Raw genomic sequence first — 13,679 nt, forward strand, 5'->3', positions numbered from 1 at the left:
ACAGAGTGTTAAAATGTTTTTATTAACCACAGCCATGCTTTTTTACAAAGCCCACCGCCGAAAGCTGATACCTGAATGCCTTGGGCACAAAAATTAAATTCTATTTTGCCCACCAACTTTATAATAAAATGGGAGTTATTTTAAATTTAGTGATTTGTGATTGAGTGGATGAGTGATTATGTTTCACTAGTAGAGACGCAATGCCTTGCGTCTCAAGCCATGTCTCGAACTAGTATTTGCTACAGTTTGTAAACTGTATAAAAAATAAGTCCAAGACAAAGTCTTGGACTAGTAAATCTTACACGTAAAATTCAAATAATAAACACTCAATCACTCAATCACAAATCACTAAATAAACTATTTTAAATCCCAAGCTTCTATAATATCTGCTCGTCGAGATTCGGGTATGACGATGAGTTTTTCGAGCTTACCATTTTTCCATTCTACTTCTACGCTTGTTTGGTAAGGTGCTTGAAGTTTGAAATGCACATCCCATTCTTTGGGCCATGCAGGGAGCAGATATATTTTTTGACCTGTGGTTTGTAATAGCATTTCTTGTAAACCAATCATACCCGACCCACCCCAATTATGATCGGGTGTCCAGTCGTAGCCCGGCCCCCAAAAAGTAGGGAATCGGCGAGGAGCATTTTGAAGTTTTAGCGCCAGCAAGTTTTGCGCTTCTTCTCTTAGTCCAAGTCGAGCCGCAAAAATTACATCTTGTTTCCATCCAATATAGCTTCTAAATTTCAGTACATCGGTATCATATAAATAGGTATTGCGTGCAGTGTCTAAACCTGACTTTCCAATTCCGTAGCGATTCCAAGGAAATACAGGGTAAAGTTGTGGACTTTCCACATTATTGATACGCTCCCAAGTTTTGGCAGGAGCGATGGTTACATGATTTTCGAATTGTCTGAAACTCATTGGAGGAATTTTCAGGAGCATTTCTTCCCAAGGCTTTTTTTGTTCAGCCAATAGGGAAGGCGAGGAGAGGAGCTGCTCCAACACCGTTTTTAATCCTGCAATGGTTGAGCTAGGATTATAGGCCATTTTGTAAGTTTCTGCACCAGAACCTGGGTAAATGATTAATTGCTTGTTGCCGTCCAAAGCCTTACTACCTCGTTTTTGAGCTAAATATTGATAATGCTCGTCAAAGAAACGAAGACAACTTTCTATCAAAGGAATATATTCAGTGATATTTTTTCCTGTAAATCTTTCAGTTTCCAATATCATGGAACAAAATTCCAATGCTGTATCCCATTCGTATTCGAGCCAAGCATTGTATTCCATTCCTTTGTCATATCCAGCAGGTCGTTTCCATCCATATTCTGCGGGATTAGGTAAACCAAAATTTTCAATTTGTTCTGTAAAACTAGCTCCCTGATGTCCCCAGTAGTATTTGGTGCGTAGTTCGGCGTTATTGAGTATTCTTTTGTAAAAATCAAATTGAGGTTTCATCGCTTCAAAATCACCTGTTTTTAACAAGCCCCAATAGACCAAACGTTGATTTTGAGCAGTATGTGTTCCACCACCCCAATTTCTAAAATCAGGAGTAAATTTCATGGTTGTATCCGTAAAGTAAGGGTCTACCGTAAACAAACCACCATTAAACTTTGTAGGATATTGTCCAAAGTTATTACAAGCTAATTGATATCTAAAAACTTGATAGTTGCGTGCTATTTCCCAGCTTTTGCTATTTTTTTGATTGGGAGTAATATGAATAAAGCTTTTTTGCCAAAACTCTTTCCACCAATTATGTGTAGCCTTTTGAGCCATTAGCATATCCTTTTGCCCCTCAGCTTGAGTTTTTAATAAGCTCTTTTCCCAATCGGAGATACTTGTGGTGGTTGCGGTATGCAAACTAATCATCAATTGTTGTTGGCGAGATGATTTTATGGTTTTGATTTTCCAAGCTTTAAAATCTGTATCACGGTACCTTCCTTGTGCTGTTCCATCTTGTTGCCAGTTATTGCCTGATATGATACCACCAAAAACTAAATTTTTGAGAGGATTATAAAACTGTTTTTTCAAACTATCCAAACCTTGTTGTTTTACCACCACATCAAAAGCTGAGATTTCGTCACCATTTTCATGATAAAATAGGATTCCTTTTGGGGCAAAGCGGATGCTATCCTTACGCGTAACGACCTGATGAGGTGGCGCCCATTTGTAGGAATTGGCATTATTTTCTTTGCCTTTACTCATTAAACGGTCTTGATAACGCCAGCTTTCATATTGTGCTTTTGCTGTAATCGCCTGATTGCTATTAACTTCTACGTAAATATTAGGACGAAAAATGTCAACCCAGATTTTAACCTGTGTTTTGATTTTGCTGTCGCTACCTTCTATTACAACATCTCCCGAAGATAATCTGAGGACTTGCGTAAAAGTGCTAGGGTTTTCAAATACATTTGGAGATACCGTTAAACGCATTCTCCCGAGTTTCAGGACTGCATTGTTATGATCAAAAGTTCCGCTTCGAGCTATGTAAAAATAGATATCGCCTTTTTCTACCCATACATTCAAGCCAATATCTCCACCACCACAAGGCATAGATTCACCTGCATTTTGACTTGGACTATTCCAAATTACATTGTATTGGTCGATTGATGCTGGGGTATTTTGTGCCAAAATATCAGTGAAACATGAATGCCACAAACCTATAATGAATAGCAATTTTTTCATTTTCCTTAATTTTATCAGATTGTTATAGAGGAAAAACCTTTTCGAAAATCAGTACGATATTATCATAGCATTCTAAAAATTAGCCTATTTTGAAGGCATTTTTTCGGAAGCTTATGCCAAGATACAATATTGGCTCCTTTCAAGAAAATGTTGACTAAATGAAAGGTAATATGGTATAAAACTTGGAGAAAATGGTACAAAAAAACACTTTGAGAGCCTAGTACCTTTGTTGACCGATGATAAGATTTTATATATTCCGAAAATATACATCTTCTAAACTATGTTGAATATCCTACAAAAAGGCTTGTTGATTGGGTGTTTGAGTTTGTTTACTCAATCGCTTTTTTCACAGACTAAAGGGCTGACAAATACCCAAAGCAGTAAATATGCTAAACTCCAAAGCGTTGACATTGGAGCAGTGTCTTGGACCAAGGGTTTTTGGGCAGATAGATTTGAGGTTTGTAAAAAGACCATGGTTCCCACCCTCTGGAATCGCTATAACGATACCATAAGTTGTCATGCCTTTCACAATTTTGAGGTAGCGGCAGGTCTGGCCAAAGGACGTTTTAGAGGTCCTTCATTTCATGATGGAGATTTTTATAAAACTTTGGAAGCTGTGTCGGCGATGTATGCTTCCACTAAAGACCCACAGTTGGAGGGCTGGCTCGACCATGCGATTGAGGTAATTGGTAAGGCGCAAAAGCCTGATGGCTATATTTATACCAAATCTATTATCGAACAAAAAGCGAGTGGGAAAACACAAATGTTTGATGATAAGCTAAGTTTTGAGGCTTATAATTTTGGACACTTGATGACGGCGGCTTGTATTCATTATCGTGTCACTGGAAAAACAAGCTTATTGAATATTGCCAAAAAGGCGACAGATTTTTTGATTGGTTTTTATAATACCGCTTCCCCTGAACAAGCTCGCAATGCAATTTGCCCATCTCACTACATGGGTATTATCGAAATGTACCGAACTACCAAGGAGCCTCGTTACTTGGCTTTGGCAGAAAAACTGATTACGATTCGCGGTGAATCAGAAGGTACTGACGATAATTCTGACCGTGTTCCTTTTCGCAAAATGACGAAAGTAATTGGTCATGCGGTGCGTGCTAACTACTTGTTTGCAGGTGTGGCAGACGTGTATGCCGAAACGGGGGATGCTACTTTGCTAGCGCCTCTCAATGCCCTTTGGGATGATGTAATTAACCATAAAATGTATGTGACTGGTGCTTGTGGTGCTTTATATGATGGGGTTTCTCCAGACGGAACGGCCTATAAACCTGATACTGTACAAAAAATTCATCAGGCGTATGGACGTTCCTATCAGTTACCCAACCATTCGGCTCATAATGAGACTTGTGCCAATATTGGAAATTTGTTGTGGAATTGGCGTATGCTTCAATTGACTGGTGAGGCCAAATATGCCGATATTATGGAATTGGCTTTGTATAATAGTATTTTGTCTGGTGTCAATTTGGAAGGTAATAAGTTCTTCTATACCAATCCATTAAGTGCTTCAAAAGACTATCCATATTTGATGCGCTGGCATGGCGGTCGTTCTCCGTATATCAGTAAATCTAATTGCTGTCCGCCCAATGTTGTTCGCACGGTCGCTGAGGTCAATAATTATGTCTATAGTTTGGCAAAAGATGGTCTGTATATCAACCTATACGGTGGTAGTACGCTTCAAACAACATTAGAAAATGGACAAAAGTTGTGGGTTGAACAACAAACCAATTATCCTTGGGAAGGCAATATTACTTTGGATTTGAAAGAAATTCCAAGTCAGAATTATACGATTTATTTGCGTATTCCAAGCTGGACAACAGGAGCTGAGATTTTTATAAATGGTAAAAAATTGAACCAGACTGTTGCGATTGGTGAATATGTTGGAATCAAACAAAATTGGAAAAAAGGCGATAAGCTAACATTGCGTTTGGCTATGCCTACCCAGTTGCTTGAGTCCAATCCCTTGGTTGAAGAGACCAGAAATCAGGTGGCTGTAAAGCGTGGACCAATTGTATATTGTTTAGAATCAGCAGATTTGCCAACAAGCCAAAAACTGTCTTCTATCCTCATTCCGACCACAACTCAGTGGATTCCTAAAAAACAGAAAATTGTAAATACCGAAGTTACAGCATTGGAAGGCTCCGTGAAATTGGTTATAGATAATCAATGGAAAAATTCGCTGTATCGTCCTGTTTCAACCAACACTCAAACAACGAAAGTTTCTTTGATTCCTTATTTTGCATGGGCCAATCGTGGCGACACCGAAATGAGTGTGTGGTTGCCAGTGAGTAGATAGAAATAGCTTTAAGCTGTCAGCCTTAGGCTGTAGGCTAGAAAAACAAAATATTTTGCTTAGCGCTTATTGCCTAAAGCATACAGCATTACGAAGTATTACACATGGAAAGAATTTTTGCAACATATTATATCGAAACGCCATTTGCTCCTGAAAAAGCTGCGATGGTATTAGCTGGGGAACAATCTTCTGGAACATTTGTGGCTGTTCCAGGCGAAACGGAGGAGTTGAAAGCTCGTTTTGCAGCGAGAGTAGAAAAGGTTACTTTTCTCGAAACAGTAACAACGCCAGCTATCCCAGGTGCCCAAAGTCCAACAGGACAATACCACCGTGCGATGGTTGAGGTATCGTGGTCAATCGAAAATTTTGGCTATAATTTGCCTGTTATGATTTCGACTTTGCAAGGCAACTTGTACGAAATTCGACAGTTTACAGGTTTGAAATTGATTTCTCTCGAAGTGCCAGCATCCTTCGGCAATCATTTTGAAGGACCAGCTTTTGGCATAGAGGGATGTCGCAAATTAACACAAGTCTATGATCGTCCTTTGATTGGTACGATTATTAAACCAAGTGTAGGATTAAGTCCAGAGGATACTGCTGCAACTGTAAAGGTATTAGCAGAAGCAGGTATTGATTTTGTAAAGGATGATGAATTGATGGGCTCTACAGCCAATTCCCCATTCGAGAAAAGAGTCGATGCGATTATGGATGTGATTAATCGTCATGCTGATAAAACGGGTAAAAAAGTCATGTATGCTTTTAATATCAGCGGAGATATAGATGATATGCTTCGACGCTATGAAAAAATTGTAAATGCGGGAGGTACTTGCGCTATGGTGAGTATCAATAGTGTAGGTATTTCTGGTACCAAAAAAATCTGTGACCAACGTGCTTTAGCTATCCATGCCCACCGCAATGGTTGGGGAATGATGACACGTCATCCTTTGCTAGGCATCGAATTCACAGCCTATCAAAAACTATGGCGTTTGGCTGGGGTTGACCAATTGCATGTAAATGGTATTCAAAATAAATTTTGGGAATCAGATGATTCGGTGGTCACTTCCATCGAAAAGTGTTTAAAACCTATGTTGGGAGGTTATAAGGTATTGCCAGTAGTATCGTCAGGACAATGGGGCGGCCAAGCGCCCGAAACGTATCGTCGTACCCAAACCCTTGATTTGCTGTATATGGCAGGTGGCGGTATTATGGCACATCCTATGGGCGCGAGTGCTGGCGTAACGGCCTTGCAACAAGCTTGGAAAGCGGCAGTTGATGGTTTGTCTGTAGAGGATGCCGCTAAAATATATCCAGAGTTTGCAAAATCTGTTGAGAAATTTGGTAAATCGTAGAGACGTTGCATGCAACGTCTTCATATAGATGTCTGATGGCATCTTTTTAGACTTAAAACATTTGCGTTAGTCGTTGCACGCAACGTCTCTACCAAAAATATTTTGTTTATGTACAAAAAGAATTTCATACATTTTTGGGGAATAGCTTTATTGAGCCTATTTTCTCAAAAAACTATTTGCCAAGATACCGTAAGATATGTTGGCAAAACTTTAGTGAATGTCGATTATCATCACGGACAGCTGCCTTTGGCAGTTGGTGTTCATAATTACCAAACGTTTAGAGCCAACCGTGAACACCCCGAATGGGCAGGCGGGAGTTCATGGACCTATAACCATGCTCCGATGTTGGCGTATTGGAATAACACCTTTTTCTTGGAGTTTTTGAGCGACCCTGTGGGCGAGCATATTCCTCCTGGACAAACGTTTTTACAAACTTCTTCGAATGGAAAGGACTGGACAAACCCTGTAGTTTTGTTTCCTCCCCATAAAATTCCTGATGGCTGGACGAAGGAAGGATATAAAGGTGTAGCCAAAGATTTATATGCCGTGATGCATCAACGTATGGGTTTTTATGTATCTAAGAAAAACCGTTTACTGGCTTTGGCGTACTACGGAATCGCCCTTGATGCCAAAGATGACCCGAACGACGGAAAAGGAATAGGTCGTGTGGTGCGCGAAATACACAAAGATGGAAGTTTTGGGCCTATTCATTTTATTCGTCCGAATCGCACTTGGGATTTGAAACAATCACCTTATACGATGTTTACGCAAAGTAAAGATAAAGGCTTTATTGAGGCGTGTAACGAATTATTGGCAACTCCTTTGATGATGCAACAATGGGTAGAAGAAGCAGATAGAGATGACGAATTAATTCCTTTGAAGAAAGAAGTAAAAGCTTTTAGTTTTTATCATTTACCAAACAAAAACGTCGTAGGTTTATGGAAACATGCTTTAACTTCTATCAGTAAAGACGAAGGTAAAACTTGGGAATATAGTCCTTTACGCGCACCAGGGTTTGTGAATAGTAATGCAAAAATTTGGGGTCAAAAATTGCCTAATGGTCAATATGCGACTGTATATAATCCATCAGAATTTCGTTGGCCTTTGGGTATCTCTGTTTCAGATAATGGATTGGATTACAAGAACTTATTATTAGTAACGGGAGAAATTTCGACGATGCGCTATGGTGGGAATTATAAATCTTATGGTCCACAATATGTACGAGGTATTATTGAAGGTAACGGAACCCCGCCCGATGGCAATATGTGGTTGACCTACAGCATGAACAAAGAGGATATTTGGGTAAGTAAAGTGCCTGTTCCTGTGGCGAGTGAAGTGTATGGGACTATCAATGAGACATTTGATAAAATGCCAGAAGGCAAAGAGCTAGAGTTATGGAATATTTATAGTCCTCTTTGGGCAAAAGTAGGTATAGAAAAAGCTCCTGATGGTTCAAAATCTTTGGCTTTACACGATAAAGATCCTTTTGACTTTGCCAAGGCGGAACGTGTTATTCCAGAAGCGACTAAGACTACTATTACTTTCACGGTTATTCCTGCGCAAAATAATAAAGGCTTGTTGCATATTGAATTTCAGGATGAAAAGGGAACGCCTGCTGCTCGTTTGATTTTTGATTCGGATAGCACGCTAAAAGCAAAAGTGGGCTATCGAAACTCAGGGGTTCAGGCATATGAGGCTGGAAAGTCGTATGAAATTCGTGTTGAATTGGATAGATATAAACGTATGTATGACATTTATATCAATGGCCAGAAAAAGGGAACTCGCCTACAATTTGCACCTGTGGCATCTTTCCGTCGTGTGGTTTTCCGTACGGGAGAGGTTCGCCGTTTTCCGAATGCTGATACGCCAACTGACCAAGATTTTGATGTGCCAAATGCAGGTGAACAAGCACCAGAGGCAGTTTATTATATCAAAAATTTTATCGTCAAATAACAAAGTTATCGCTATTTGCTAGCCTTTAAACCTATGAAACGAACAGGAATATTTTTATTATTAATTGCTTTATTATCAAGTTCTTGTAAAAAAGAGGTTTACCTTTTTACTTCTTTCCATGAACCTGCTAATGAGGGATTACGGATGCTTTATAGTGAAGATGCTTATCATTGGAAAGATCTAAATAAGGTTTTATTAGCCCCAAAGGTTGGTAAACAAAAGGTCATGCGTGACCCGTCCATTGCACAAGGTCCCGACGGTACTTTTCATTTGGTTTGGACAAGTAGCTGGAAAGGCGATTTGGGCTTTGGTTATGCTTCCTCCAAAGATTTGATTCATTGGTCAGAGCAGCGGTTTATTCCAGTGATGGCAAATGAGCCAAGTACGGTCAACGTTTGGGCGCCTGAGATTTTGTATGATAAAGCAACCAAACAATTTGTCATTATTTGGGCTTCTTGTATTCCTAAACGTTTTGAAAAAGGAATAGAAGATGAAGAAAACAATCATCGAATGTATGTGACTACCACAAAGGACTTTAAGACATTTTCGACAACTAGACTATTCTTGGACCCTAAGTTTAGCGTTATTGATGCGGTAATTGTTCCTCGCAAAAAAGACGATTATGTATTGGTATTAAAAGACAATACCCGTCCAAATCGTAATATTAAAGTAGCTTTTGGGAAAAGTGCTACAGGTGAATTTAGCCATGTTTCTGAGCCATTTACCAAGAAATTTACCGAAGGACCGTCGGTGGTTAGGGTAGGAGAGGAGTACCTCATTTATTTTGATTCGTACCAAAGTAAAACCTACGAAGCCATGCGTACTAAAGACTTTAAAACTTTTGAAGATGTCTCCAAAATTGTGTCAGTTCCCGAAGGTCATAAGCATGGAACCATTTTCAAAGTGTCTCATAAGGTCTTGAAAAAATTGCTTTCTCAACCATAATAGAATTGACTTAGGCCATAAGCCGTAGGCATTAGGCAAAATGTATTCATGATTTCGTGAGAGACACTTTTACGCTCTTTGCTCACCAACTTAAGTAGTGGGAAAGATTAAATTAATAGTATAAGTGAGGCAAAATTTGACTATAACCTTTTGATTATGAATATCTTCAAATAACCAATATACTGTTAACTAATAACCTTTTCCTACTTACCAATTTTTAACTCACAAAATAACCTTATTACTCAATGAAAAAATTAGCCTTAGTTCATACATCTGCGACCTTAATTCCTGTATTTCAGGAGCTTTGTCAAGCTTTTTTACCTGGCGTACAAGTGTTCAATATTGTAGATGACTTTTTAGTGAAGAATATTATTGCTTCGGGTTCGCTCACTCCTACTATCGCCAAGCAAGTGGTTGGCTACGTAGAGTCTGCACAAATGGGTGGGGCCGATCAGGTTTTGGTAACTTGTTCGTCGATTGGTCCAGCGGTAGAACTTTCAGAGCATTTGGTAGATATTCCAGTGCTGAGAGTTGACCAGCCAATGGCCGACAAGGCTGTTGCTATGGGCACTCGTATTGGTGTGATTGCGACTTTATCATCTACGCTTGAACCAACAGCTGATTTGATTTCTCGTCGTGCCGAAGTGGCTAGTAAGGAAATTCAATTGGAGGCTGTACTGTGTGAAGGTGCTTTCGATGCCTTGATGCGTGGCGATGCCACGACCCATGATCAGAAAGTAACAGAGGTATTGAAACAATTAGCATCAAAAGTAGATGTAATCGTACTGGCTCAGGCTTCTATGGCACGAGTGGTTGCTAGTTTGAATCCAAGCGAAAAGAAAGTTCCTATTCTTTCAAGTCCTCAAATTGCGATTGAATATTTGGCTTCTCAACAAGCTTTATCCTAACCTGTAGCTATGAAAGTTGTCTTTAAAACCTGTTTAATTCTTTCCTTCCTATTGCTAATCGCGTGTGTACTTCTTTGGTTTTCAGGAACTAATGAAATGTTATCTCCTTTGGCTATTGCTAGTATTGTGTGTTTTGCTTTAGGAATCAAAGAAGTAGAATCTCTTAAAAACTATCAATATACGGCTTGGATTATGACGGCTGTTTTGTCAGGAATGCTCTATCCTGAGGCTTTTAAGTCTTGGGGAGGTGTTAATCTAAGAGATAAAACTTTGATATTGATTATCATTCAGTTTGTGATGTTTGGTATGGGAGCGCATATCAAAGTGAAAGATTTTGCAGGTATTGGTTCAACAGGAAAAGGCGTATTGGTTGGCTTATTTTGCCATTTTTCGGTAATGCCTTTGATGGGTTTCTTGTTGACAAGAATTTTTCATTTTGAACCAGAAATTGCCGCTGGCATCATTTTGATTGGCTCGTGTTCTTCTGGTTTGGCATCGAATGTAATGGTTTATTTGGCAAAAGGAAACCTAGTTCTATCGGTTGTAGTAACGGCTATGGCAACGTTGGCTGCCCCATTTTTGACGCCATTACTTATGAAACTATTGGCAGGAACGTTGATTGAGGTAGCTTTTGTAGGCATGATGATGGAAATAATCAAAATTGTGCTGATTCCAATTGGCGCAGCATTGTTATATGATTTTTTGAAAAACTTGGACAAATTGGTTCTAAAAAAGGCTCGAATAGTAGCGTTGATTTCACTGATAGTGATTTTGTGCATTGCTTTTTTCCTAAAACAAAGTGCCATAGAAGGCGCTCCAAGAGAATTTTTAGGAATACTTGGCTTCATATTAGCGGCGATAGTGATGGGTGTTGTGTACCACTTCCTTACTACGCTTGAGCCACGTCTGGATACGTGGATGCCATACATTTCGATGATGGGCATTATTTATTTTACCACCGTTACTACTGCGGCGGGTCGTGATAACTTATTGAAAGTGGGCGGTTTACTTTTTGTGGTGTCGGTAATTCATAATGCCAGTGGGTATTTCTTTGGATATTGGTTGGCTCGCCTTTTTGGTATGAGCAAAACCGACGCTCGCACGATTGCTTTTGAAGTTGGCTTACAAAATGGAGGTATGGCTTCTGGACTTGCGGGAACAATGGGTAAGCTCGGAACCGTTGGCTTGCCAGCGGCAGTATTTAGTCCTTGGATGAATATTTCGGGTTCTATTCTTGCTAATTTTTGGCGAAAAAGAGCGGTTGATGAATAACATTTTAATGTATAATAGTATGAAAAAGAGCTTATTAGCCTTACTGTTCTTTTCTGTTTGCTGTGCTTCATTTGGGCAAAAAACGATTTCTTCTCAAGAAATGAAAGCTGTTTATGAAGAAGTAAAAACGCCTTATAAATATGGTTTGGTGCTTGTTCCCGAAGATACAGAGCATAAAATGGACTGTCCGACCGTATTTCGAAAGGGGAAAAAATGGTATATGTCCTACTTGATTTACAATGGTCGCGGCTATGAGACTTGGTTGGCCGAGAGTAAAGATTTGTTGAATTGGATTTCTAAAGGAAGATTGATGTCATTTTCGGATACGACCAAAGTAAAAGTTTGGGATGCCAACCAAAAAGCGGGTTATATGGCGCTCCAAGATATGACTTGGGGTGGTAGTTATGAACTAAAACCCTATAAAGGAAAATATTGGATGTCGTATTTTGGCGGAAATGCTGCTGGATATGAAGCTGGCGATTTGTCGATTAGTATGGCATACACAAGTGATGACCCAAGTAAGGCACATGAATGGCAAAGGTTAGAAAAACCTGTTTTGACCGCAACAGATAAAAATACTCGTTGGTGGGAAAATCGGAAACTATTCAAAAGTACTGTGATTCAAGATTCACAAAAACACTTGGGACATGAGTTTGTGATGTATTACAATGCTAATGGTGATTCGGCAGTGAATAATAAAAAAACTCGTTGGTATGAACGCATTGGTATGGCCGTTTCGGATGACATGGTTTCATGGAAAAGAATACAGGAAGAACCTTTAGTCTATCATTCTCAAGGAATTACAGGCGATCCACAAATTCAAAAGATAGGAGATAACTACGTGATGTTCTATTTTGGGGCATTTTGGAAAGATAGAAAAGGTGCTTTTAATCGCTTTGCCGTCTCCAAAGATTTATTGCATTGGACGGATTGGGATGGTGAAAGCCTTGTTCAATCGTCTGAAGCCTATGATGAATTATATGCACATAAATCTTTTGTATTAAAGTATAAAGGTGTGGTATATCACTTTTATTGTGGAGTAAACAAAGGCGACCAAAGAGGTATTGCCGTTGCGACATCTAAAGATTTTGGAAAAAGTAAAGTAAAATTCGTGGAGCTTAAAAAGCCATAAATGAGTTTCTTAAGGTTGAATATGTAAGGCATACAAGAATTCTTGTATGCCTTTTTGTTCTAATAATTCTCTATTTAACATAAGGTAATTTATGCAACTTGTTTTCATGCTGTCTTTTTCATTGCTTCTCTTTTTGAATTATCATAACTTTAGTGCGATTTACACACAAAATGTTAACTTTTAAAGTTTATGATACAGCGAAAGAAAAAGAACTGGTTTTATATGTTATTTATATGGCATGGTTCGGTTTTGCCACAATTATTGCCACGATTGAGTTTATTACTAGTTTTCTCAATGATTGTCGTTCATTTTAATGGTACATTTTATGACTATAAAATTCCTCTAAATCCTGCGCCATTTACTTTGTTTGGTTTGGCGATTGCTCTTTTTCTAGGTTTTCGAAATAATGCCAGTTATGATCGTTATTGGGAAGGTCGTAAACTTTGGGGAGCACTAGTTATTGACTCTCGCTCATTGCTCAGACAAGCTTTGAGTTTGACTACTTACGATAGCAAAAGCCCACAAATTAGAGAGTTTACTTCCATTCTTATAGCCTTTGCTTATGCTTTAAAACACCAACTTCGTCATACAAATGCAGATATTGATTTAGAAAAAAGGTTACCTTCTGAGGTTTTTGAAAGAAGTAAAAGTATAGGTTTTAAACCTACCTTTCTGCAATATGAATTAGCGAATTGGGTCAAAAAAGCCAAATTAGAAGGCAAAATTGATGCCATTGGACAAATGGCGATGGATGCAAATTTGAATCAATTGTCAGCTATTGTTGGTGGTTGCGAACGCATTCACTCTACACCCCTACCTTACACATATGGTGTGTTATTGCATAGAACTGTCTATTTGTATTGTTTCTTTTTGCCATTTGGTTTGGTGGATAGTTTGGGTTGGCTTACACCTATTATCACTGTTTTTATTGCTTATACTTTCGTAGCTTTTGAAACTATTGCCGACGAATTAGAGGAACCATTTGGAACAGAGCCTAACGATTTACCAATCAATGCGATGTGTCTTACCATTGAAACAACATTGTCTGAAATGATAGGAGAGCCTGTTCCTTCGCCACCACAATTGGAAGGCTATATTTTGGACTAGGAAGAAAGTTAATTGTATAA

Annotated in this window: 9 protein-coding genes; 8 read left to right on the plus strand and 1 reads right to left on the minus strand. The window is 39.0% G+C overall.

Annotated features, from left to right (window positions below):
• Positions 1-357 precede the first annotated feature (357 nt).
• Positions 358-2,685, minus strand: coding sequence for a DUF5703 domain-containing protein (locus QM524_RS18120; protein ID WP_283345632.1), 2,328 nt, complete (start codon positions 2,683-2,685; stop codon positions 358-360).
• A gap of 280 nt (positions 2,686-2,965) precedes the next feature.
• Here QM524_RS18120 and QM524_RS18125 point away from each other — a divergent pair, with 280 nt between their 5' ends.
• The 8 genes from QM524_RS18125 to QM524_RS18160 all read left to right on the plus strand — a co-directional run bounded on the left by QM524_RS18125 (position 2,966) and on the right by QM524_RS18160 (position 13,659).
• Positions 2,966-4,996 (plus strand): aceric acid hydrolase, encoded by a 2,031-nt coding sequence (locus QM524_RS18125; RefSeq protein WP_283345633.1) that lies wholly within the window; start codon positions 2,966-2,968, stop codon positions 4,994-4,996.
• Positions 4,997-5,097: 101 nt separating this feature from the next.
• On the plus strand, positions 5,098-6,342 hold the full coding sequence (locus tag QM524_RS18130) for a ribulose-bisphosphate carboxylase large subunit family protein (protein ID WP_283345634.1): 1,245 nt from the start codon (positions 5,098-5,100) through the stop codon (positions 6,340-6,342).
• 108 nt (positions 6,343-6,450) lie between these two features.
• Complete coding sequence (locus QM524_RS18135) at positions 6,451-8,295, plus strand: sialidase family protein (protein WP_283345635.1); 1,845 nt, start codon at positions 6,451-6,453, stop codon at positions 8,293-8,295.
• A gap of 33 nt (positions 8,296-8,328) precedes the next feature.
• On the plus strand, positions 8,329-9,240 hold the full coding sequence (locus QM524_RS18140) for a glycoside hydrolase family 43 protein (RefSeq protein ID WP_283345636.1): 912 nt from the start codon (positions 8,329-8,331) through the stop codon (positions 9,238-9,240).
• Between the two features lie 245 nt (positions 9,241-9,485).
• Positions 9,486-10,148, plus strand: coding sequence for an aspartate/glutamate racemase family protein (locus tag QM524_RS18145; RefSeq protein ID WP_283345637.1), 663 nt, complete (start codon positions 9,486-9,488; stop codon positions 10,146-10,148).
• A gap of 9 nt (positions 10,149-10,157) precedes the next feature.
• A complete protein-coding gene (locus tag QM524_RS18150; protein WP_283345638.1) occupies positions 10,158-11,420 on the plus strand; it encodes a bile acid:sodium symporter family protein in 1,263 nt (420 codons plus the stop codon).
• Positions 11,421-11,439: 19 nt separating this feature from the next.
• Positions 11,440-12,552, plus strand: coding sequence for a glycoside hydrolase family protein (locus tag QM524_RS18155; RefSeq protein ID WP_283345639.1), 1,113 nt, complete (start codon positions 11,440-11,442; stop codon positions 12,550-12,552).
• 189 nt (positions 12,553-12,741) lie between these two features.
• On the plus strand, positions 12,742-13,659 hold the full coding sequence (locus QM524_RS18160) for a bestrophin family protein (protein ID WP_283345640.1): 918 nt from the start codon (positions 12,742-12,744) through the stop codon (positions 13,657-13,659).
• The last annotated feature ends 20 nt before the right edge of the window (positions 13,660-13,679 follow it).

It is taken from the genome of Flectobacillus roseus (assembly GCF_030056595.1).
GTDB lineage: Bacteria > Bacteroidota > Bacteroidia > Cytophagales > Spirosomataceae > Flectobacillus > Flectobacillus roseus.